Source organism: Paenibacillus sp. FSL R5-0517, from assembly GCF_037974355.1.
Lineage (GTDB): Bacteria > Bacillota > Bacilli > Paenibacillales > Paenibacillaceae > Paenibacillus.
In genome coordinates this window covers 6,761,985-6,784,582 of record NZ_CP150235.1, presented here as the reverse complement: position 1 = coordinate 6,784,582, position 22,598 = coordinate 6,761,985, and the positions used below count along the sequence as shown (strand labels likewise).

The 22,598-nt window shown below is 44.6% G+C and carries 19 protein-coding genes and 3 pseudogenes; 16 read left to right on the top strand and 6 right to left on the bottom strand.

Annotation, left to right across the window (positions count from 1 at the left end; genetic code table 11):
- Nucleotides 1-322 precede the first annotated feature (322 nt).
- From MKX40_RS30240 to MKX40_RS30225, 4 genes are all read left to right on the top strand, one after another.
- A complete protein-coding gene (locus MKX40_RS30240) occupies nucleotides 323-1,948 on the top strand; it encodes a rhamnogalacturonan lyase B N-terminal domain-containing protein (RefSeq protein ID WP_339238808.1) in 1,626 nt (541 codons plus the stop codon).
- 92 nt (nucleotides 1,949-2,040) lie between these two features.
- Entirely contained in the window at nucleotides 2,041-2,490 is a 450-nt protein-coding gene (locus MKX40_RS30235) for a hypothetical protein (RefSeq protein WP_339238807.1), read from the top strand.
- Nucleotides 2,491-2,714: 224 nt separating this feature from the next.
- Nucleotides 2,715-3,692: an SMI1/KNR4 family protein gene (locus tag MKX40_RS30230; protein ID WP_339238806.1), complete on the top strand. Its 978-nt coding sequence runs from the start codon at nucleotides 2,715-2,717 to the stop codon at nucleotides 3,690-3,692.
- A gap of 584 nt (nucleotides 3,693-4,276) precedes the next feature.
- Entirely contained in the window at nucleotides 4,277-4,543 is a 267-nt protein-coding gene (locus MKX40_RS30225; RefSeq protein ID WP_339238805.1) for a hypothetical protein, read from the top strand.
- A gap of 297 nt (nucleotides 4,544-4,840) precedes the next feature.
- Here the strand turns inward: MKX40_RS30225 and MKX40_RS30220 are convergent.
- From MKX40_RS30220 to MKX40_RS30210, 3 genes and pseudogenes are all read right to left on the bottom strand, one after another.
- Nucleotides 4,841-5,763: pseudogene (locus MKX40_RS30220) on the bottom strand (transposase); the annotation flags it as partial.
- A gap of 220 nt (nucleotides 5,764-5,983) precedes the next feature.
- Nucleotides 5,984-6,724 (bottom strand): hypothetical protein, encoded by a 741-nt coding sequence (locus MKX40_RS30215; RefSeq protein ID WP_339238804.1) that lies wholly within the window; start codon nucleotides 6,722-6,724, stop codon nucleotides 5,984-5,986.
- Nucleotides 6,725-6,769: 45 nt separating this feature from the next.
- Nucleotides 6,770-7,417, bottom strand: coding sequence for an SH3 domain-containing protein (locus MKX40_RS30210; RefSeq protein WP_339238803.1), 648 nt, complete (start codon nucleotides 7,415-7,417; stop codon nucleotides 6,770-6,772).
- Between the two features lie 544 nt (nucleotides 7,418-7,961).
- On the opposite strand from MKX40_RS30210, the gene MKX40_RS30205 reads away from it, so the two are divergent.
- The 5 genes and pseudogenes from MKX40_RS30205 (at nucleotide 7,962) to MKX40_RS30185 (ending at nucleotide 10,484) form a co-directional block, all read left to right on the top strand.
- A complete protein-coding gene (locus MKX40_RS30205) occupies nucleotides 7,962-8,147 on the top strand; it encodes a hypothetical protein (RefSeq protein ID WP_339238802.1) in 186 nt (61 codons plus the stop codon).
- A gap of 164 nt (nucleotides 8,148-8,311) precedes the next feature.
- Nucleotides 8,312-8,524: pseudogene (locus tag MKX40_RS30200) on the top strand (IS3 family transposase); the annotation flags it as partial.
- 333 nt (nucleotides 8,525-8,857) lie between these two features.
- Nucleotides 8,858-9,592, top strand: coding sequence for an SDR family oxidoreductase (locus MKX40_RS30195; protein ID WP_339238801.1), 735 nt, complete (start codon nucleotides 8,858-8,860; stop codon nucleotides 9,590-9,592).
- Between the two features lie 66 nt (nucleotides 9,593-9,658).
- On the top strand, nucleotides 9,659-10,078 hold the full coding sequence (locus MKX40_RS30190; protein WP_339238800.1) for a MarR family transcriptional regulator: 420 nt from the start codon (nucleotides 9,659-9,661) through the stop codon (nucleotides 10,076-10,078).
- A 31-nt stretch (nucleotides 10,079-10,109) separates the two neighbouring features.
- Nucleotides 10,110-10,484: a helix-turn-helix domain-containing protein gene (locus tag MKX40_RS30185; protein WP_339238799.1), complete on the top strand. Its 375-nt coding sequence runs from the start codon at nucleotides 10,110-10,112 to the stop codon at nucleotides 10,482-10,484.
- Between the two features lie 60 nt (nucleotides 10,485-10,544).
- On the opposite strand, the gene MKX40_RS30180 is transcribed toward MKX40_RS30185, so the two are convergent.
- Nucleotides 10,545-11,615, bottom strand: a complete 1,071-nt coding sequence (locus tag MKX40_RS30180; protein WP_339238798.1) for an SDR family oxidoreductase — start codon at nucleotides 11,613-11,615, stop codon at nucleotides 10,545-10,547.
- 257 nt (nucleotides 11,616-11,872) lie between these two features.
- Nucleotides 11,873-12,370 (bottom strand): DinB family protein, encoded by a 498-nt coding sequence (locus MKX40_RS30175; protein ID WP_339238797.1) that lies wholly within the window; start codon nucleotides 12,368-12,370, stop codon nucleotides 11,873-11,875.
- A gap of 171 nt (nucleotides 12,371-12,541) precedes the next feature.
- On the opposite strand from MKX40_RS30175, the gene MKX40_RS30170 reads away from it, so the two are divergent.
- From MKX40_RS30170 to MKX40_RS30140, 7 genes are all read left to right on the top strand, one after another.
- Nucleotides 12,542-13,705, top strand: a complete 1,164-nt coding sequence (locus tag MKX40_RS30170; protein WP_339238796.1) for a response regulator — start codon at nucleotides 12,542-12,544, stop codon at nucleotides 13,703-13,705.
- Nucleotides 13,702-16,845 carry an ATP-binding protein gene (locus MKX40_RS30165; RefSeq protein WP_339238795.1) on the top strand — a complete coding sequence of 1,048 codons (3,144 nt, stop codon included), beginning with the start codon at nucleotides 13,702-13,704 and terminating at the stop codon, nucleotides 16,843-16,845. Before MKX40_RS30170 ends, MKX40_RS30165 begins: the two co-directional genes overlap by 4 nt.
- A gap of 168 nt (nucleotides 16,846-17,013) precedes the next feature.
- Entirely contained in the window at nucleotides 17,014-18,333 is a 1,320-nt protein-coding gene (locus MKX40_RS30160) for an ATP-binding protein (RefSeq protein WP_339238794.1), read from the top strand.
- Nucleotides 18,305-19,198, top strand: coding sequence for a response regulator (locus tag MKX40_RS30155; RefSeq protein WP_339238793.1), 894 nt, complete (start codon nucleotides 18,305-18,307; stop codon nucleotides 19,196-19,198). The genes MKX40_RS30160 and MKX40_RS30155 overlap by 29 nt, the downstream gene beginning before the upstream one ends.
- A gap of 315 nt (nucleotides 19,199-19,513) precedes the next feature.
- Nucleotides 19,514-20,311 (top strand): transporter substrate-binding domain-containing protein, encoded by a 798-nt coding sequence (locus MKX40_RS30150; RefSeq protein ID WP_339238792.1) that lies wholly within the window; start codon nucleotides 19,514-19,516, stop codon nucleotides 20,309-20,311.
- Nucleotides 20,312-20,328: 17 nt separating this feature from the next.
- Nucleotides 20,329-20,985 (top strand): amino acid ABC transporter permease, encoded by a 657-nt coding sequence (locus tag MKX40_RS30145; protein ID WP_074092820.1) that lies wholly within the window; start codon nucleotides 20,329-20,331, stop codon nucleotides 20,983-20,985.
- Nucleotides 20,982-21,704 (top strand): amino acid ABC transporter ATP-binding protein, encoded by a 723-nt coding sequence (locus MKX40_RS30140; protein ID WP_339238791.1) that lies wholly within the window; start codon nucleotides 20,982-20,984, stop codon nucleotides 21,702-21,704. The genes MKX40_RS30145 and MKX40_RS30140 overlap by 4 nt, the downstream gene beginning before the upstream one ends.
- 98 nt (nucleotides 21,705-21,802) lie before the next feature.
- On the opposite strand, the pseudogene MKX40_RS30135 reads toward MKX40_RS30140, so the two are convergent.
- Nucleotides 21,803-22,418 (bottom strand): annotated as a pseudogene (locus MKX40_RS30135) (NUDIX hydrolase).
- Nucleotides 22,419-22,598: the final 180 nt, after the last annotated feature.

The window sequence follows — 22,598 nt, the reverse complement described above, 5'->3', positions numbered from 1 at the left end:
ATCCGCGAACGCAGCTTTTGAAGCTGCGTTTTTCGTTTTCAGAATTACTAACGGATCAATTCGTCGTTTTCATTGCGATTATATGTAATATAATGGTATTATTTTATTGAAATTGTAAGATTTCTTTTATTCAGCAATGTGTTTTAAGAAGGGGGAGAGCTTAAATTGAAATGAAGTGGTGACCTATACGCAAGCGGATATAACATTCCATGGATTATGGACATGCCCACATATGCAGACATATCGATATGAGACGGAATTAAGTTGTTATACATCATATTGTAAGCGCTTCAAAAATTGATCTGACAGGAGGAGTATTTGCGTGACTCAACGTTTCGTTAAAAAGGGAATAGGTATGTTTTTACTCATCGTCATGTTTTCCACGATTCTGGTTTTCCCTGCCTCCACAAGCCATGCAGCCACCATCCAAGTCACAGACAACGGCTCCAGAATTGAAGTGAACACCGGTTCGGGATTAGTCTATGTAGTGAACAAAACGAATGGTGATATCATATCGGCCAAAATGAACGGCACGGAGCTGAACAGCAATAGGGGATCACATATTGGCTCGGGGTTGGGATCTTCTGCAAATGTAACGTGGAATAAATCACCTTCGGGTTCAACGGTGTTAATTACCGTTTCCACCAACACATTGACTCACTATTATGCTTCGCGTGGTGGCGAGAACATCATATACATGGCAACGCATATCACGGCTCAACCTTCGATTGGAGAGTTACGGTACATTTTCCGCGGTAATGGGAGTGTGTTGACAGGTGTGCCGGCGAATTCTAACAACCGGGGTAATACTGGAGCGATTGAAAGTCAGGATGTGTTCGGGTTTGCCAATGGACAGTCTGCCTCCAAATATTATGGTAATGATCAGGCCAAAGACTTATCCGTTCGTGGAGTGACGGGTAATGGCGTTGGTGTATTTATGGCCTACGGCAATCGGGAAAAAAGCTCTGGCGGCCCATTCTTCCGTGACATCCAGTTCCAAAGTGGAACGGAGACGGAAGTCTATAATTATATGAACTCGGGCCATGCACAAACGGAAAATTGGCGCCTGGGTCTGCACGGACCATACGCTCTGATCTTCACCACAGGGGGGACGCCAAGTGTACCTGATTTCAGTTGGATGTCTGGTCTGAATCTGCAGGGCTGGGTATCCAGTCGGGGGAACGTGGTGCTTAATGGTCTCTCCGGGATGGATACAGGGTACGCGTACACGATTGGGTTCGCCAATAGCAATGCTCAGTATTGGGTGGGTACCTCTTCAAGTGGGGCAGCCGCCAAATATAGCATGATTCCAGGGACATACACCATGACAGCCTATAAGGGAGAACTGGCGGTATATACGGAAACGGTTAATGTCACGGCAGGCCAAACGACGACGCTGAATACACGTACGATCAACAATGATCCGAGTCAAGCCTCCAACATCTGGCGAATCGGTAACTGGGATGGTACACCACGGGAGTTCCTGAATGGACAGACCATTCCGATCCGTCACCCGTCCGATAGTCGTAATCCAAGCTGGGGGCCTGTCACCTATGCAACGGGCAGCGCGACCAATCGATTCCCGGCAATCCAATTCCGTGGTCAGAATTCACCAACCACAATAACATTTAACTTGAACGCATCTCAAGCAGCATCTACTCATACGCTCAACATCGGAATTACCGCAGCCTATAATAATGGCAGACCTAGCGTAACGGTTAATGGACATGCATTAACCAACCCTGCCGCTTCTTCACAGCCCAATTCTCGTAGCTTCACGATTGGTACCTATCGTGGTAACAACACAACGTTTAGCTGGAATGTCCCAGCATCTTACTTCGTGAATGGTTCCAATACGATCACCATTACACCGATCAGTGGTTCCAGTGATTTGGGGAACTGGTTAAGTGCAGGTTGGGTTTACGATTGTGTGGAGTTACTGAATTAAGTTAAGAATGCAATATAAGAGCAGGTGAAGAGACGATCCGTAATAAAACATATTGGATGTTACTTGTTTTCATAGGGTTGATTATTTTCTTAATGGGATGTACTTCGTATTCCAATGTTTCATCCGCTCTAATCAAGGAGTACAAGCAAAACATCAAGCAGGAGTTTCCGAATATTAGAGAGACTAAGATTCGTTATTCCACTCCACGGGTGGAAATTGCCTACATCGTGGAAAAGCAACTCGGAGAAAATGAGGTAGAGCGTCTGTTTGTTCAGACCCGAGATTTCATGACCAGCCCATCATTTCAAAATGAAGTAGTCAATGGAGAGTTTAAGGACGAAAATCCGAGTTGGGGTGATCCGGAACTGGCGATTACATTAACCGTTCGTGGTAATGATGTGACAGCCTATCAGTTTACTTGCAAACCGATGGAATCAGATTCTGATACAGGCGCAGTACAGTATACGGAATGGTACGTCCAGACAGCAGATGATTCAGAAAGCAGGCCTTATTCAGTCTCAAATAACGAGCACGACAAATGAAATAGAACATCGTTAATTACTAATTCTGCAAATGTGCTAATAGGTAAAGTAATCTGAGTTGCATGATCAAAACATAGTGGGTGTCATCCAAGTCGCCTTAATAGACTTGGATGACACCTATTTAATTTAAATTTGCGGGCAGATCGTTGCTGGAGATGGTGATCTGAATAGTGGTATAATTTTCAATACGTAATCATGAGTGAATGAACGGGGAGGCCAAAGGAATGAGAGACGATCTGTTGGTTCAATTGCAAGAGTGGCATGAAGAAGATGAATTTCAGGAAATTGTAGATGCAATTCAAGCGATTCCTGTGGAAGAAAGGGATTATGAGCTGGTTAACCATCTGGGCCGAGCGCTGAATAACCTGGAACGGTATGAAGAAGCGGTTGAACAATTCCTGACGGTTGCCAAAGAAGGCACAGGCGACCCACTCTGGCATTATCGGATTGGACTGGCTTATTACTATCTGGAGCAATATGCGCATGCGCTGCAAGCGTTCGAAAGAGCGGATCAATTGGACCCTGAGGATGAAGATACGCTGGAGTTTCTGGAATGGATTCGAAGCAAAATGGAGGAGGAATCCTCAGAGGAACTCTTAGAGGAATCCGTAGATGAATCGGTGAGTCCCGACCCATCTGTCTCTGAGATCTCAACCGCACCTTTTAGTGTTAGCCATCTGGAACCAACGGGTTTTTGGAATGACAGTGCTGAAGCCGTGGACCAATATGTGCTGGCCCCACCTACTGATGGACAGATCGAGTCAGTAGAGGAGCAGCTAGTGTTCAAGTTGCCAACATCCTACATTAACATGATGAAATTACATAATGGTGGTGTTCCCCACTATCGGTATTATCCTGTTAGCCAGGCAGAGGCTGCCAAGAAGGTCCGCGTTGAGATCGCGGGAATACTGGGTATTGGACGGGAGAAGGCACACTCGTTAGGTGGTGAAGCGGGCAGCCGGTTTATCATCGAGCAGGGGGGTTACCCCGAAATCGGTGTTGTTGTATGTGAGTGCTCTTCCGAATCTGAGGTGGTGATGCTGGATTATCGTGAATCCGGCAATGCAGGTGAGCCCGAGGTTGTACATGTGGATAAAAATGAAAACTACAAGATCACTTGGCTTGCGCCCAATTTTGAAACCTTTATCCAAGGTCTGTTGAATGAGGAACATCAACCTGCAAACCTTCAAGGTGTACTGTAAGGAAGAGCTGGAGTTCCTCTTTATACAAATCGTTGAAATTGAAAAGGCTGGACCCTAGCCAATAAACTGTACCCGATAGAGTAGACACTTTGAAAAAGTCTCTCTATGGGGTATTTTTTTTATATACCTATGAATTATATAAGAACGGAGAAAGATGATGAGTAAAAAAAAACAATTACAGACTATGAAGTGGAGCAACTGGCTAGAAATCCTTATGTGAAGTCCGTATCGACCAAAGGGATAACATATAAGGACGAGTTTAAACAACTCTTTAGGGAGATTTTTAAAACGTGTGGATTTGAAGTTCATACTCTTGGCATGACCCGGGTCAAAGCCGCAGCTAGACGTTGGAAAGCAAGTTACAACAAGCAAGGAGTTTCAGGCTTACAAGATACACGAGGTCAGCATTTTAGCAGGCCCCTGAAGCGAGAGTTAACTTTGGCAGAGAAGAACGTGAAACTGGAAGCGCAGATTCAACTGCTTCGAGACGAGAACGAGCTTCTATAAAAGATTCGTTTGGCCGAACGGGGGTGGAATCACGAGTAAAACGAACGCCGAACTTGCGATATAGGTTAATCCGAAAGGTGATTGAGAAATATCAATTCCAGCGTATGGTGAGTGTTTTGTGTGAAGCGGCAGGCGTGTCCAGAAGTGGATATTATCGTTACTGGAGTCATTCAGCCATCCACAGACGCATGCAGAAGGAACAGAGAGATGAAGAAATCAGCCTGCATGTTCGCCGTGCTTTTCAGTTAAAAAAAAGAAACAAAGGTGCTCGTTCCATCAAAATGACCCTGGAAGGACAATATCAAATTGTCTGGAATCTCAAGCGAATCCCTACAGACAAATGATGAAGGCTACCCAAGAGCATCGCACCATGCCCAACCTATTGCAACGTCGCTTTAAGCAGGGTATTCCGGGCAAGGCGCTTCTTACAGATATTACCTATTTAAGCTATGATCAAGGGAAGCGAGCCTACTTGTCAACCATCAAGGATAGTTCAACGAATGAAATTGTAGCCTACTATGTATCGGAGCGGATGACTATGGATCTGGCGACAAATACGTTACTTCACTTACAGAAAAATCGCAGATTCAAGAAAAGCAAAAGTGCCTTCATTCATTCCGATCAAGGAACCCACTACAACCTACATCTCCAATGACGGTATCGATCTTCATACCTGTGTCACGACTTTTTTCAATGAGAGTTTGAAGTTGTTTTCCATCACTTTTCTCACCAGCCGTAACCACTGCAGCTGTAATAATTCGTTCTTCATTCATAGCAAGATGTGTTTTGTAGCCGAAGAACGAGGAGTCTGCCGATTTGTGACCTATGCGTGCATCTGGATCATTGCTGAGTTGAAAGTGCTCATGGTGATCAGCTACGATTTCTTTTAAGTAGTTCAGCTTTTCTTTCACCTTTGGGTATTCACGGAGGGATTCTTCTTTTTTTACTGCATCTATAACTTTTGGCAATAGTCCAGTTCATCAGACAATTCGTTCGTCGTTGTTCTCGGTGGGAATTTATCCTTCATTTTTTCATCGCTCTTGTAAACGGATTTTCTTAACAACTTAGACTTTTGCATTAATATTTCTTTGGGTGATAGCTGATTAAATCGCGCTTTCGTATGGGTGGCATACACAATAATTGCGCTGCTTTTGATAATTTCTTTTTCCAACGCGATCTCCACGGTCTTTTGAATAAGTATGTCGAGCAGGTCCACATCTTTCAAGCGAAGCCTGCGAAATTTTGTTAGTGAACTAGGATTAATGACTTCGTCTTCAGGTGCCATATCTAAAAAGTACTTAAAGGACATGTCATATTTAGAACGTTCCACAACATCCACATCGGATACATCGAAAATGGATTTCAACAATAGGTACGTGAACATTCGAATGGGCGGCACTGCATTGCGACCATTTTCGAGGCAGTATTTATGCTGCAATTCTACCTGAACAAATGAAAAATCTACGAGATCATTGATTTGACGAAGCATATTATCTTTAGGGACGACGATATCGTATATGTCCATAAACGGACTAAGATTAAGAGATTGTTGGTTTGAAATCATCCGAGACACCACCTGAAATTAATCATTTAATTATACAGGAGAACAGCTATCCCTCCTCAAAAAAATGAGGAGGGATAGCTGTTTATAGATGTTGGACTTTTTAAGTAGCCTCGTACAGTACAGAGATCATCTTCTTAATGTAGTATAGTCTTTTTTAGAAACGTCAATTATAAAGGGTACAGTTTATCATTGAGTGTCGGCTTTTTATGGTCACTTCAGTTTATGAACCTTCAAACACTTTGTCTTCAATTACTGGTGCTGGAATTTCTTTAATCTCAACAGATTCTTCTGCAGTCATTTTTTGAACCTTCATCGGCAGGGAATCCAGGTACTTATACTCCTCTGTTTTCGTTGTGCTTGAGACAATTTCACCGTTCTTATCTTTCATATAGATAACACGTTTCGTTGGTAAACCCGTTTCAACATTAATTGTTACAATTTCTTTGCGAAGCTCGTCTTCAGACACTGCTTGCTTCTCGTTATTTTCTGCAAGAGAACGAGCTTGAGCTCCTTCTGGCTCCAGCACTGTCCATTTCTGTTTCTGTAACTCTTGTTTTGCATTCTCAAGTAGTGAGATCTGGAGCAACTTCGCATTTTCAGCTGCAATATTCTTTGGCATCGTCCAGGTATTACCCACCAATTTTCCCGACTCAAAATCACGTCCATACGAAGTGACTTTTTTTCCGCCATCTTCAACAATCATCTTGTGATACAGTTTGTTCTCCCGATACTCCTCAGTAATCTCAATCAAATTGACACGATCCCGATAGCGAACGTTGTACGATCCATCTTCTAATGTTTCTTTAATGTACTCCACATTGCTATGAGTAGATTTTTGCGCTGCGCTCTCAACGTCACTCTGAGCGCTAACCACGGTCGGTTGGTTTAAATAAACATACCCACCTACAGAAGCAAAAGTCAGCGGTATAGTCAGCAAGGATACCCATAATTTTTTCTTCACAGTTCAAATCCTCCCCTTATTTATTCAGTATATATTCTTAACGTATCATTCTGCTTTTAAGTTCCAGCCATTTACATATCCATTATAAAAATAACCTTGTGGATCGGAATCACCTTGAAAATCCTTCAGTCTCCATGCGTTAGGATTGCAAGGCGATGCTTTTAATTCAGAATCGAATGATTGCAAGTAATAATTCACCTGTGGGAAATGTCTGATGGTGCCACTCAGATTGCTACAGGCACTTGAATACATACTGGTTGCTCTACTTGTTTTAGCTACCGATGCATATTGGTAATTGAATACAGTAGTCCCTACAGTATTATACATAGCTGCCCAACCTGAAGCAGCGTTCGCATAGTAGCCAATCTGAGAATCTGGATAATAAACTCGACTCCATTCAAAATCGCCACCAGTTGTAAGTCCACAATTCGCAGATGGACAATATTCTACGAGATCTGTCCCCTGACTCACCTGAGAAACAATAGGATATGCAGATCCGGGGCCATTGCGAACATTCAAACCTGCAGCTTTGACATCCCATACATTGACCTTGCTGTCGTACGATGCAAGCGCTTCAGCTTTCCCTGTTGGAATATAGAAAGATACAAAGGCGAAGATGAATAAAACAAATAATTTACTACATACACTAGTACAATTTTGCACAACTACATTCTCCTTCCAATTTTTAATCATTCAAATAGCATCACAAACCCACCTCATATTTGTTACAATTTGTAATAAAATATCAAATAATTGAATTGGAGCACTTTTATTCTTCCTGTATTCCATTTCACTTTAGTGCTGCTATCCAAACCTCATGTTGGTTTTTTAATGTTTCTCTCTCTTCCTGGTATAACTCTCTTAAATAATCCAAACTACGATGCCCTTCCATCAGTGAAAGGGTTTTCCCCATGAAATGAATTTCATGTTATTCAGAAAAATGATTGGTTCTGGCCATGTCCGATGCTCAAGCATGTAATCCGCTAACCAATCTTCTATATCGTCTTCATTCTCGTAGATGTGATATCCCATACCTCCAAGTTCTTCACCATTAAATAGTCTGATATCATTATATATTTTATCGCTGCTCCAAGATTCTTTTACGAATCTCAGATTTCCCATTCCTAATTGAATATATTCATATCACGCGTGTTGAATAACCTATAAAAGGTAGAAAAAGAACCACAACCTCGGTAAAATGTTTGTACCCCTACAAACTCCGAAAGGTGGCGGTTCCATGCAAAATTCTACCCGATTTCTCTCGTTTCTTCAATCCTTTCTCTCACCCGAAAAAGTAGCACAGGCTGTTAGGAATGCCGGATATCAGGATACATCACGCCAATTTTCAGTTCATCGGTTACTTGGATTTTGGACACTTCCCGCTGTAAACCAGTGGAAAAGTTACCGAAGCGGCGGGGCTTAAGCAGCTTATAATTCACGTATTTCGACGAAAGTGGCCGAGGTGCCTTATGCAGTATTCAAGGAGCTATTTCATCTTTTGGTTTCTCAAAAGAATTGCCGTTTTCGTCGGCAGCTTGCTTTTCCTGTTGGATTCGACCACGGTTACGGTAGGCGAAACCCGTCTGCCTTGGGCAATCCATGTCCAGACGTGGGAACTGTTGGGATAATGCACCACAGGAGTCGTTCTTTGGTCATTTTAAGGACGAAACCTCGTTGAAAAGCTGTGACACACTAGACGAAGTTAAGTGAGAAATTAAATCCTATATGACCTATTACAATCACTATAGATACCAGTGGAACCTAAAAAGGATGACCCCAGTACTGAGATCATCTTCTTAAAGTAGTATAGTCTTTTTTAGAAATGTCCTTCACATAGGGTACAGTTTAGAAGGGAGCAGTCTTTTTGCTGCCCGATTAGTGGTATAAACGGCCATGCTGCCGAGCTATATATATGTCAGAGAATGAAAATAGATGAATTAGGTCTGTTATAAAAATCCAAAATAAGTATATAGAGGATTTCGCATTGCATAAAGACAGTTACTCTGATAATATTTAGACGTCTAATATTTAATTGTATAAATTTTAGGGATCTAAATAATAATAGTTTTTTAGACTAATTAGTCACTGAATTAGATTCATGCAAATAAATAAAATACGTTAGGAGTGATCCACATGGGAAAATTAGATCATAAAGTAGCTATTATTACTGGCGGTGCCTCGGGAATCGGAGAGGGCATGGTAGATCTTTTTGCGCAGGAAGGCGCCATCGTCATTGCAGCAGATATTAATGAGGAAGCACTGGAGAGAGTAAGCCAAAAAGAGAATGTGTACGGAATGAAGTTGAATGTATCTTCGGATGAAGATTGGCAGGCACTGGCGAAAGTAGTGAATGAACGATTTGGGAAAATTGACATTCTGGTCAACAATGCAGGCATTTCTTCAGAGAAGCCTTTTGAGGAAATCAATGCACAGGATTGGGAGAAAATGCTCTCCATTAACGGTTACGGCCCATTCGCTGGCATGAAACATGTCACTCCCTATATGGCAGCCCAGAAAAAAGGTTCCATCGTCAATATCTCATCATACACGGCTATGATTGGACAAGGCTTTAACCATTACTCGGCATCCAAAGGCGCGGTACGTGCATTATCCAAAGCCGCTGCGACCACCTTCGGACGTCAAGGCATTCGGGTGAATGCTCTTTTTCCCGGGATTATCGAAACACCGATGACCCAATCTTTGAACACATCCAAGGAACTGCTTGAACGATTAATTCAGGCAACGCCTTTGCAGCGTCTGGGCCAGGCTATCGATATAGCCAAAGCCGCGTTGTTCCTGGCGTCGGATGATTCTTCGTACATTACCGGATCTGAACTGGTGATCGATGGTGGCTACTCAGCCCAATAGCGTGTAAAATGATGACAGCCCTTAAGTTAAATGAGGGCTGTTGTTTTATTTTTCAAGGAGGATCTAATGGAAGAACAGAACATTTTTGAGCTTATACACAATATGGATAATTTCACCAACAAGTTGATTATACAATGGAACAAAGCATTTAATGAGGACCTTGGTGTCTCTCATGTGCTTGTACTCAGTCATCTCCATCAGAATGGAAAAAGCCGACCTTCGGATATTGCAAAAAAATTAGGATTCACGCCGCCTACACTCAGTTATTTATCGGACAAGATGGTAGCCAAGGAACTAGTCGTTAGAATGGTTGATGAAGCGGACCGTCGCATTATTTATTTGAACATTACGGATAAAGGGACCGAAGTCCTCGGAAGAGCAATCTTGGAGGGCCAGCAGCTGCGTAAGAATTTATTCCAGAAATTAAACGAAGAGGATCGAGCGCAACTAGTCCGTATTTTTGAGAAGATGAATCGGGAAGATTAAGCAATAGACTCGAAGGGAGACCGAAGGTGATATGGAGGAACCGCTCAAAGTATATAACACTGCAGTTGAAGCTTTTCTTGAAGTGATCGGGGGAAAGTGGAAGCCCGTTATTCTATTCCATCTTACCTTTGGCAAGAAACGTAATGGTGAACTGATGAAACTGATCCCTTCGATCACCCAGAAAGTATTGACTCAGCAACTTGGTGAATTAACGGAGGCGGGGGTCATTGTCCGAATTTCTCATCACCAGGTCCCGCCTAAAGTGGAGTATGAGTTAACAGCATATGGGTGGACTCTTAAAGAGATTCTTCATCTGATGTGTAGGTGGGGCGATATACACGTGGAGAATGTTTATGGTGATCGAGGAAAAATTCTGTTTAAGCCACCAACGACTACGGACCGTTGAGGGACTGCTATGAGCCGATTCTGGAATTCAGGAATCGGCTTATTTTGCATTTTATTTACGTTACGGAAGGATATTGCGATCACGTAGATTTCTAAAAATATCCATAAACATAGCCTCAGTGTCAATGAAATCATGAAATCCGAAGCGGCGAGCCTTGGAACCATCTGCGAAGAAATCGTAATCCCACGAGAAGACAAAGTCACCAAATGCCCAGGAAGAGACATCATCATAAAGGGTGTTCACCAAACCATACTTTTCAATCATGGACTTCCATAGATCTTCTTTATCTGCCATCACAGTTGCAAGTGAGAGGGGGAGTGGAGGTGCGGTTTCCATTTCAAAAAAAGCAGCGATTCGGGGCCAAAGCTCATTCCAGCGAAACAGATCGCCATTGGTGATATTAAATGCCTGATTGGCACATCGCGGATCGGTTGCTGCCCATACGGTTGCATGAGCGAGCAATGTGGCATCCGTCATTTCAAGCAGCGAATGATACGCTCCTGGTTTTCCAGGGAATCGAAGTGGTAAGCCAAGTTCCTTGGAGATAGCCGCATATACGCCAATAACCATGGCAAGATTCATTGGATTACCCAGGGCAAATCCACACACCACAGACGGGCGAAGGGCTGACCAGGTCCAGCTGTTTCCGGGTTGCCGTTCCTCGAGAAACTGCTGCTGATTGACGTTGAATTCGGGGGGCATATGATGTGCATCCGTTTCTTTGGCAGGTGTTTTGAATGGGCCCAGATGCGCACCGTATACTTTATAACCTTGCATTAGGCTAATATGTTGGAGATTTGGAGCGATCGGTTCAATCGTATTCACCACATTAACGAGCATGGCCAAGTTGGGCTGTACCAATTCGGCCCAGGTTGGGCGATCCTGATACGCGGCGTAGAAAATATGCGTAACGGTCGTTAAATGACTTAGTTTGTCTTGTGTGTCTGCTTCATTCAGTAAATCAGCTGATATATAACGTAATCTGGGGGCATCTTCCCCTCCGCGGCGAGATACACCAATGACATTCCACTCGGGAAGTGTCATCAGATAATCAATAAGGTTTCTTCCAATGACGCCTCCAGCACCGATAACAAGGGCAGTGTAGCGGATAACAGATGGTTCGGTTTGCAATGGACATGCTCCTCTCTTCTTCTGTTCATATTGTGGGCCAGAAAAAGAAGGGTGAGAAGTACGCACCTCAAAGTCATATACGTACTTTGAAGTAATATATGAGCCTGGAGCAGGATACGAGCGTTGTAACCTGTACGTTCAATGGGTGTTACTTGTAACTTGCCTCTAACGACAAGAAGCTGTAAAAGGAACAATCGCTCCTTTCACAGCTTAGATGTGTCTGTATATTCGTTCACTAGATATGATGTAAATATGGTTTACGCCGGATATCCGCCACCTGGAGGCGGCCACGCACCGTAGAAGCGACGTAGCAGAACAATCTCCCCTAGATGGTACGAGTTATGGGAGGCGATATTGCGCAGAAGTCCTGCTTTGGTTTCCCCCGGGAAATAAAGTAGTGGCTCATCTAATTGTGCTGTTTCTGCAATGGTTACCGCTTGATCAACCCCAGCCAGGAATGCCTGAATATCTGCCTTCCAGGTTGCTTCGTCCTGAGGGCCTTTCTCCTCAGGCCAGCTCTCACTCGCTTTAGCAGGGGGCTGTGGCTTGCGTCCTTCCAAGTGTTCGAGCATGAATTGCTGCCAATAATGCATATGTTTCACCAACTGATAGATCGTATAAGGCATGGCCTCGTGCGTACGAGCAGCAAGTGTGACATCGATATCGGGTAGAGCATGGGCGATGCGGATATGACCGCGTTCCCCCACTAATGATTTAACAAGGGCTTGCCCGAAGCTTTGATTCGCATCTGACATATGAAACCTTCCTTTCTTCCAGACCGGATTGTTAACCTGTCTTCTATTTAATATTATACAATTAAATTGCTAGAAATTGAAATTGGGAAATGAGAACCATAATACTTAAAATGCCTATGATATAATAGTGAAAATAAATCTCAAGACCTCAGGGTCGAGGAGGAAGCTCCTGTGAAAGTGATATTGGTTGACGACGAACGTCTAGCGTTGATAGGCCTTCAAAAATCACTAGAAAAAGAAGTAAGCGACATCGAAATTATTGCTACATATATGAATCCAACAGAGGCTATCGCAGGCATTGTGGAGCACAGACCTGATGTTGTATTTCTGGATATCCATATGCCAGAGATGGATGGGATGGATCTGGGTAGACAGATTCAGGCGGTATCATCCGGCACCGAGATTATATTTGTAACCAGTTACGATCAATATGCGGTACATGCTTTCGAACTTCAGGCCTTGGACTATGTCATGAAGCCTATCCAAAAAGATCGATTGAAGCAGACGGTGAGTCGTGTAAGAGAGAAACTGAGTGTAAAACGCGAGCAACGTTCAAAGGATACAAACGTACCTTTGATTTGCTGTTTTAATCAGATTCAGTTTAAGCTTCCGGGCAAGGATATTCAGGTTGCCAAATGGCGCACAAGCAAGGCGCAGGAGCTGTTTGCATACCTGCTTCACCATCGGAACCAGGTTATTCATCGCAGTGTTCTGCTGGAGCTTCTGTGGCCGGGAATGGAAGAGGAGAAGACGGCACACCAACTCTACACTACGATGTATCATGTCCGCCAAACCCTGAAAACTTGCAATATGGATATGATTAAGATTCAAAGTGGACACCTGGAGGCAGGTTATCGACTTGAATTGGGTGAGGCTCAGTTGGATAGTGAGCAGTGGGAACGGGAAATCAGGCAATGGAAGGCCGTAGACGCAAGTACCGTTCATGCCTATGAGCAAGCGCTTCATCTATATAAGGGTACCTATCTTGGTAATTATGAATACATGTGGGCTGAACCTGAGCGGGAAAGATTACGCTATCTGTGGCTGTATCATATGAGACAACTAAGTCTGTATTACCAGCAGCATGGACTGACGGATAAAGTGATTGAGAGTACACGACGTATCCAGCATATGCTTCCGGATGAAGAAGAAAGTTATTTTATTCTAATGAAGTTATATGATGAAATGCACAACGATCTCGGTGTGGAGGAGCAGTATCGTCTCTTAACTACCAGAATGGAGCAAGATTTGGAGATACCGATTAGTGAAGAGGTCCGCGAATGGTACAGGGACTGGAAGCTGGGACTGATCAAGTCAGGACAGCGTATCCAATGAGGTTACGACAACCAAAGTCCGCAAGCCGTTTCAAATATGTTCTGATCCTGTCGATTATGTTAGTGGCATTGGTTGGCATGCGTTGGGTCTGGTCGCAGTTCTTCCCTGCGTTGGATGAGCATCACGCTGTGAATGGTGTACTTGACTTACGAGGTGTTGATCTGGAGCGAACGCCGATCATGTATCTGAATGGAGAATGGGAACTATATTCGAATGAATTACTGACCAGTAAGGATATTTCAGGTAGGGGAGGAGCTGCGGCAGGTGTAGTCCAAGTTCCGGGCAATTGGGAAAATGTCGAGAAGAATCGGGATCTGGAGAGTGCAATTGGCTATGCCACATACCGATTACGCATTTTGACGGATCCCCTCCAAACACCTGTGGCCTTCTGGTTCAAAAACATTCGAAGTTCATCCGAGATTGAACTCAATGGGGATATCACAGGTGGAATGGGGAGGATATCGGAGGATGCAGATACATATGTACCGAGAAGTAACTCGTATACGGCGACCTATGAACATGATGGAACCACCGAGATCGAATTACTCATTCGTGTAGCCAATTATGATAGCCCGTACATAGGAGGGATCGGTAAACCCGTTCGCTTCGGTTCCCAGGCGGCGGTTGATTACGCACGTTGGTATTCCATCGGTTTTCAACTGGCCATTTTTCTCGTTTTACTCCTTCATGGCATGTATGCCTGTATTCTGTTTGTGTTCAACCCCCAGGAGCGGGCCTTACTTGTTGCAGCTATATTAACCTTAGCTGTGGGCATCGTGGTTATGGCTGGTCATGATAACATTCTGATGTTATGGCTCCCTATTAACTATACGTGGGGGATCAAGCTTCGTCTGATTGGTCTGCTGCTGCAAAATGCCTGTATTCTGCTGTTGTTCCAGAGATTGACCATGGTACATATCTCAACAAAGATCCTTCAATTAGGCATTGTCACGACATTGGCTTATATTGCTGTTATTTTGGCTGTGCCCATTCACGTTGTCTATGCCATGGTTCATTACGCTTTTATCGACTTATTCTTTCTCGTCTCTTCTCTCTGGTTCCTGTACATTGTAGGTGTCATGCTCTTTAGGAAACAGGCTGATCGGGATATGGTCTTTCTACTCCTGACAGCCGGAGGCATCATATCCAATATGTTGTGGAGTACAAGTGAGACATCGAAAGATGTGACAACAGTCTATTATCCCATTGACATCATCTTTGCCATTACCGGCTTCTCCGCCTATTGGTTCAAGAAATACTTCAGAAATGCCAAGGAGAACATCAAGCTGAATACAGAACTGCAGAAGGGTGACAAAATTAAAGATCAGTTCTTGGCGAATACCTCACATGAACTGAGGACTCCGCTGCACGGGATCATTAACATCGCTCACAATGTAGTCACCCGAGAGAAGGACAAGTTGGATGGACGGAGCCTGGAGGATATGGAACTGCTGATTACGATCGGTCGGCGGATGTCCCATCTCCTCGGTGATCTACTGGATGTAGTCCGGCTGAAGGAACATCGTATTGTATTACGTCAGGCTCCTCTTTCCATACAGTCGGTTGTGCCAGGTATTATCGCCATGCTTCAATTCATGGCAGAACGCAAACCGGTCCACCTTCATATGAAGATTCCGGAATCGTTCCCGCCGGTCATGGCTGATGAAGAAAGGCTCGTTCAGATTTTGTATAATCTGCTGCATAACGCGCTTAAACATACCGAGGAAGGAACGATATCCGTGAGTGCCGAAATTCGTGAAGGACAGGCTCTGATTCATGTGACGGATACCGGCATTGGCATGGATGAGGACACGAGGATGCGCATTTTCCTTCCGTATGAACAAGGGTCATATGGAATAAGCGATGGACAAGGCATCGGGCTTGGACTGAACATTTGTAAAGAGCTCGTTGAATTGCACGGCGGGGCACTAACGGTTCACTCGGAACTCGGAAAGGGTTCGATATTCAGCTTTGACCTGTCGCTCGCGAATGAAACCACCCATCAGACTCAGTCACAGCTTCCTCCGATATGGGAACAGGCCGCGGAGATGATGCAAGATGCACCTAGCGGATTCCTGTTACCCCGCTCAGGTATGGGGGACGAAGAAGTCATGGCGACAGCAGAAATGGCTCCGTTGTTAAAAGAGGGGAAAGCCACCATTCTGGCTGTAGATGATGATCCGGTGAATCTGGATGTGCTGGTCAGCATTCTTTCAAATGAACCCTACACGATAACTACAGCCCGGTCGGGCCAGGAAGCGATGGAACTGCTGGGCACACGCCAGTGGGATCTGCTCATAACGGATGTGATGATGCCCCATATGTCCGGATATGAATTAACCCAGAAGGTGCGGGAACAATTCTCCATGTCAGAGCTTCCGGTGTTGTTGTTAACTGCACGAAGCCAGCCACCGGATATATATACCGGTTTTGCATCGGGAGCCAATGATTATGTCACGAAGCCTGTAGATGCGCTGGAGCTAAAATATCGGATACGTGCATTGACCATGCTAAATCAGTCCATCCAGGAGCGCTTACGCATGGAGGCTGCTTATTTGCAGGCTCAGATCCAGCCGCATTTCCTGTTCAATACGCTGAATTCACTTATGGTCCTAAGTGATATTGATACAGAGCATATGCGGAAGCTTGGTGAAGCTTTTTCATCCTATTTACGAATTAGCTTCAACTATCTCAATACAGGGGAACTGGTGAAATTATCATACGAGCTGGAACTCGTGGAAGCCTATCTTTTTATTGAGAAAACGCGATTTGAAGATCGATTGTCGGTGGTACTAAACGTAGAGCCGGATCTTCCTCTACTTCTCCCGCCGCTGTCGATTCAGCCCTTGATTGAAAATGCCGTAAGACACGGGTTATTAAGCCGAAATGTGGGTGGGACAGTATGCCTATCCATTACTCGCCATGAGGGTTATACCCGTATTGAGGTGAAGGATAATGGCAAAGGCATGGAACCGGAGAAGGTTGCAGAGCTGCTACATGCTACGCCAGGTGGAAAAGGCGGAATAGGCATTGTGAATACGAACCGCAGATTGTTGCAACGGTATGGTCAGGGATTATCGATCGTGAGTGAGCCGGGTGAGGGGACGATGGTATCCTTTGATATTCCGGACGAAGTATAAGGAAAAGGCCGTAGAAGTGAAAACTTCCGGCCTTTTTGTGTTGCGCTCTTATTCATTCCCTAATTTTAATTATTTCTAATGCATCATTCATATGTTAGTATATTTAACATTAGAAGCGCGGAATCCGGCATTGGGCGCTAAACGTTGTTATAGTGGGTGAAGAGATCGATGCGCAATTGGGTCAAAAACGAGAATGTGCAGATGACGGCCATTGCCTTTGCCACAGCGGTAGGGGCGCAATTCAAGATAAATCCGTTCCGGGAAGATTACTTCCGAATCGGCCTGGGGGTTAGCATCCTTTTATTTCTGCTGATGATTATGCCACATTTGTCTTATGTGAAGACAGGAATCCTGACAGGTATGGCAAGTTTCCTGTTTCAGTCGGCAGATCTCATCAATCATGTACAGACCGTATCCATTCTGGAAAGCATGCGGGACAATCTGGGGGCAGGCGTGTATTATGTGGTCTTTGCCTATGGTCTTAGCAAGCTCAGGCATCGATTCCATGAAATGCAGCCTCTTCTGCTCGGCGGCCTGATTACCTGTATCGACTTTTCCTCTAACCTTGTTGAGCTGCTGCTTCGCGGCATGTTAAGTGGGACCAATATCTTTTATATGAAGGAATGGTTGTATCTGCTTGTGGTGGGCGGTCTGCGAAGTTATTTTATAATTGGGCTCTACAACAGCTTTGCGGTGAGACAGATGCGGCTTTTGCATGCAGAGCAGGAGAAACGGATGGAGCAGATGCTGAGTGTAAACTCAGGTCTGTATGGCGAGGTATTTTACTTGAAAAAAGCAATGAATACGATCGAAGGCATTACGGCAGACAGCTATGATCTATATCGAGATCTTCGAGAGCAGGAGATGAACCAATACAGTCAGCGTACGCTGGGCATTGCTCAGCAGATTCATGAAGTGAAGAAGGACTCACAACGCATTCTTGCGGGTCTGCTGAAATTGTATGATAACGAAAAAGCGGTCAACATGAGCTTGTCCGAAGTGCTGAACTTTGCCAGCAAAGCAAACCGAAAATATAGTGAGATGCTGCATAAGCAGGTGGAGATCGACATCGAGCAACAGTATGATTGTGAGTCTCCGTATTACATTCCTCTTCTAACGGTCATGAACAACCTGATTGCCAATGCGGTAGAGGCGATTGAGTACGATGGGAAGGTCCGAATTCATGTGTATGAGCAGGGAGATGACGTGCATTTGGTCGTGATGGATACTGGAAAAGGCGTACCTGAAGCCAAACGGGATGTGATCTTTGAACCGGGCTATACAACGAAGTTCAATGAAGTCGGCATTGCCGCAACAGGCATTGGTCTGTCTCATGTACGTGATATCGTTCAGTCATTGGAGGGATACATTAAGGTAGACTCGGGACTTCCGGAAGGGAAAGGGACTACATTTGCTATAGCTATTCCCAAAATGAATCTAATCAAGGGGGGCGATGTCGATGACACTTTCTATCATGATCGTGGATGATGATGTGGTCAGCCGAAGCATGCTGCATGATATCATTGAATCCTGTGGAATCGGCGAGCTTGCAGGTATGGCAGAGGGCGGCATAGAAGGAGCGCGGATGATCATGGATCTGCGTCCCGATGTGGTGCTGATTGATCTGTTGATGCCGGATCAGGACGGAATTGAGACGGTTGCGAAACTGAAGCACAGCGGGTATACCGGCAAATTCATTATGATCTCTCAGGTGGAGAACAAGGAGATGGTAGGTGCTGCCTACCAGAACGGAATTGAATTCTTCATTCATAAACCGATTAATCGGGTAGAAGTGGAGCATGTGCTCAGCAAAGTGAATGAACAGTGGAAGTATGAACGCTACGTGCTGGAGATCAAGCAGTCAATGGCCCGATTAAATCTGGTGGAGGTGCCAGCCCCTGCCCAAGGTCGTTCGGTGCGAGATGCGGCTAGGAGCATTCTGATGGATCTGGGGATCATCGGAGAAAGTGGCAGCAAGGATATAGTGGCCCTTATGGAATATGCAATTGATCAGAAGCGTGCCGGGGAGTGGCCGCCGCTGAAGGAGTCATACGAAGCAGTGGCCCAGACGTACAAGTCTACGCCCAAAGATGTGGAGAAAGAGAGTAAGGCGATGGAACAACGTATTCGCAGAACGGTGATTGCCGCGTTAACGAACATGGCCTCGATTGGACTCACCGACTATAGCAACCACAAGTTTGAGCATTATGCGCCCCTCTACTTTGACTTTCAGGATGTTCGAGTGAAGATGAGAGCCATGGAAGAAGATCAGGCAGCCGACAAAGGCAAGGTGAATATCAAAAAGTTCCTGCATGTGTTCTATATGGAGACGATTGAAAAGATGAATAACTGAATAACTGAGATATGATATCTCATATCCAAAAGCCGAAATCCCGGAGGTAACACTTCACGGATGTTCGGTTTTTTGTATTTTTAACGCTCGTTATTGTTATATAACCTTACATAAAATGCTGAAATAAGATCTTTTATTAGCACTTTTTTGCGTTTAACTATCAAAAAAACACTTTATGTTAATTTAATTTTCATAAGTTGTAATTATTTTATGTAGGATCATGTAAGTTCGCGTAGGGAGCAAATTACAATACGTACATAAATACAAATGGTCGATTCGGTCGATCCCAATCTAATTCGGAAAAGGGGTTTTTCTATGAAAAAGGTAGCATCCATTGTAATGGCGTCCGTTCTTGCTCTAACACTTAGTGCCTGCGGTGCAGCGAAATCGGGTGAAGAGAATAGTGCCCAGTCGGCAAGTGGTTCAGCTGTTGAGAAATACACATTTGGAACCGATGCAACGTATCCCCCTTTTGAGTTCCAGAAGGACGGCAAATATGTAGGAATCGATATTGACCTCATGAACGCGATTGCGGAAGAAGAGGGCTTTGAGGTTGAGATCAAACCGATGGACTTCAAAGGCATTATTCCAGCCATTACGGCGAATCAACTGGACGGAGCCATTGCAGGCATTAGCATTACCGACGAACGTAAAAAAGTGGTGGACTTCTCGGACCCGTATTATCAGGCCGGTCTGTCCTTAATCGTACATGAAGATAACGCGGACATCCAAAGTCCTGAGGGTTTAAAAGGAAAAACGATTGCAATTAAAAAAGGAACCTCAGGTGCCAATCTTGCAGATCAATATGCAAAAACCTATGGGGCAACCGTGAAATATTTTGATGACAGCCCATCGATGTATCAGGAGGTCGCGAACAAAAACGCAGATGCTACGCTGGAGGATTTCCCGGTCATCTCCTATAAGATTGCCATTGACCCGAACGCCAAGCTCAAAATCGTTGGAGATCGATTGAACGGTGACTTTTACGGCATTGCTGTTGCCAAAGGTGACACAGAGTTGCAGAAGAAGATTAATGACGGATTGAAGAAATTGCAGGAAAACGGAAAGTACGACGAGATTGTTGGCAAGTACCTAGGAACAGCGGCTAAATAGAAGGGAATGTGGTACGGATGGACTCCTCCTTGCAAGTCATCATAGACGCTCTACCTCTTCTGTTAGAGGGTACAGTTGTTACGTTGAAACTGGTCGTGATCTCGCTCATCATTGCGATGGTAATTGGATTGATCTCAGGTCTGATGAGTACTTCCTTGAATAGATTGTTGCGGCTGGTAGCTACACTTTACGTGGATATCATCCGTGGTACACCCCTTCTGGTGCAAGTATATTTCATCTACTTCGGGCTGCCGGTGTTCCTGGATATGCGCATTCCGGCGATGACCGCGGGTATTATTGCGATTAGTCTGAATGCCGGAGCGTACATCTCGGAGATTTTCCGAGCGGGGATCAATTCGATTAGCAATGGGCAGCATGAAGCAGCGCGATCCCTGGGTTTAACTCGTTTTCAGACGATGCGACTGGTCGTGTTGCCTCAAGCAACCCGGCGCATGATTCCTACCTTTGTGAACCAGTTCATTATTACGATTAAGGATACATCGCTGTTGTCGGCGATCGGTATCGCAGAATTAACGCAGAGCGGGGAGATTATTATTTCCTCCAACTTCCGGGCATTCGAAATTTGGGGTGTGGTAGGCATATTCTATCTGATCATTATTGTGTTATTGTCCCGGGCTTCCCGGTTCATTGAGAGGAGGTATGCAATCCGATGATCACCGTAGAGAATCTGAAAAAGCAGTTTGGTGCCAATGAGGTATTGAAGGATATCTCGACAACGATTCAGGAGAAAGAAGTCGTATGTGTCATCGGGCCTTCCGGGTCTGGTAAAAGTACGTTCTTACGCTGTCTCAATCTGCTGGAGGGTGTGACGTCTGGCAAAGTGACAATCGGCGGTGTCGAGGTCACTTCACCCAAGACGGATATCGATCAGTTGCGAACCAATGTGGGCATGGTGTTTCAACAGTTCAACCTCTTCCCACATCTGACCGTACTGGAGAATATCATGCTCGCGCCGAAGCATATCAAGAAACTGAATAAGGCCGAGAATGAGAAAAAATCAATGGAACTGCTCAGCAAGGTCGGACTATCTCAGAAGAGGGATGCTTACCCCGAGCAGTTGTCTGGTGGACAACAACAGCGTGTAGCCATCGCGCGTGCACTCGCCATGAACCCAAGTGTGATGTTGTTCGATGAACCTACGTCTGCACTGGACCCGGAGATGGTTGGAGAAGTACTGCAAGTGATGAAAGACCTCGCTCACGAGGGGATTACGATGATTGTTGTTACGCATGAGATGGGCTTCGCCCGCGAGGTGGCGGACCGAGTGATCTTTATGGATGGCGGATATATTGTAGAAGAAGGCACGCCTGTAGAGCTTTTTCAGAATACCCAACATGAGCGGACCAAGGCGTTTCTGGGTAAGGTTTTATAGTCTATCAAAGTCAAAGTGATAACCCCTTATGGCAGACCATGTACTATAGACATCAGGAATTGATGGACTAAGGTCGGGAAGCTGAAGGGGTTATTATTTTAATCCAGAATTACTTCTTTATCTGGTTGTTCAAGAAATTCAAACATGATTTTAATTTGTTCCAGCGTATTTCGTTCCAATGATAATTCAGGTAAAGCGTCGATAGCAAAAAAATCAACTGCGCTGGTTTCTACCCCTGTTTCCGCATGCCCTCCTATAATGTCACATCGGATAAACATTTTATATACGTGATATGGCTCAGGTGGGTGTCCGTGGAATTTTTTGTCCAATACGGCTAACAACCGCATCGGTACAACATCAAAACCGGCTTCTTCCTTAATTTCTTTCACAGCTACTTCTGATGGTGATAAGCCGATGTCACTCCATCCCCCGGGTAATGCCCAGGCCCCATCTATTTTCTCTTGAACCAAAAGTACTTTGCCTTCCCTGAAAACAACACCGCGTATATCGACTTTAGGGGTTGCGTAACCTGAATCACTAGCAAATGTAAGTGAGATTTTCTCTTTGCTAACAGAGGTATAGTTGCTTAAGATATCAATACTAATACGTTTCAATTCCTCATAACGCTCAATATCATAAACATCCTTGGCATAGGTTAAACCTGTTTGTGAGATAGCTTGAATGTTTGGCCCATTCCAGCCACTTTGTGTCCATGGACTCCTCTTTTCTTCGCATGTCACGAGAGTTAGTTTGGTTAGGAAATACCCCCATTGTATCATAGAAATTACAGTCTATAATTCTTGCTTATTATAGAACTGCGAGATTGTGCAGAAATACGTGAACGATCATGTTAAGCTTGCTATTGAGGGAGATTTCGAAGGGTATAACAGCAAG

Bases quoted from the DNA above. Each gene is read 5' to 3' on its own strand.
- MKX40_RS30140 (WP_339238791.1), top strand. From the start codon at position 20,982: ATGATCACCGTAGAGAATCTGAAAAAGCAGTTTGGTGCCAATGAGGTA.
- MKX40_RS30195 (WP_339238801.1), top strand. From the start codon at position 8,858: ATGGGAAAATTAGATCATAAAGTAGCTATTATTACTGGCGGTGCCTCG.
- MKX40_RS30230 (WP_339238806.1), top strand. From the start codon at position 2,715: ATGAGAGACGATCTGTTGGTTCAATTGCAAGAGTGGCATGAAGAAGAT.
- MKX40_RS30150 (WP_339238792.1), top strand. From the start codon at position 19,514: ATGAAAAAGGTAGCATCCATTGTAATGGCGTCCGTTCTTGCTCTAACA.
- MKX40_RS30210 (WP_339238803.1), bottom strand. From the start codon at position 7,417: ATGATTAAAAATTGGAAGGAGAATGTAGTTGTGCAAAATTGTACTAGT.
- MKX40_RS30185 (WP_339238799.1), top strand. From the start codon at position 10,110: ATGGAGGAACCGCTCAAAGTATATAACACTGCAGTTGAAGCTTTTCTT.
- MKX40_RS30205 (WP_339238802.1), top strand. From the start codon at position 7,962: ATGCAAAATTCTACCCGATTTCTCTCGTTTCTTCAATCCTTTCTCTCA.
- MKX40_RS30155 (WP_339238793.1), top strand. From the start codon at position 18,305: ATGACACTTTCTATCATGATCGTGGATGATGATGTGGTCAGCCGAAGC.
- MKX40_RS30190 (WP_339238800.1), top strand. From the start codon at position 9,659: ATGGAAGAACAGAACATTTTTGAGCTTATACACAATATGGATAATTTC.
- MKX40_RS30235 (WP_339238807.1), top strand. From the start codon at position 2,041: ATGGGATGTACTTCGTATTCCAATGTTTCATCCGCTCTAATCAAGGAG.
- MKX40_RS30175 (WP_339238797.1), bottom strand. From the start codon at position 12,370: ATGTCAGATGCGAATCAAAGCTTCGGGCAAGCCCTTGTTAAATCATTA.
- MKX40_RS30145 (WP_074092820.1), top strand. From the start codon at position 20,329: ATGGACTCCTCCTTGCAAGTCATCATAGACGCTCTACCTCTTCTGTTA.
- MKX40_RS30160 (WP_339238794.1), top strand. From the start codon at position 17,014: ATGCGCAATTGGGTCAAAAACGAGAATGTGCAGATGACGGCCATTGCC.
- MKX40_RS30165 (WP_339238795.1), top strand. From the start codon at position 13,702: ATGAGGTTACGACAACCAAAGTCCGCAAGCCGTTTCAAATATGTTCTG.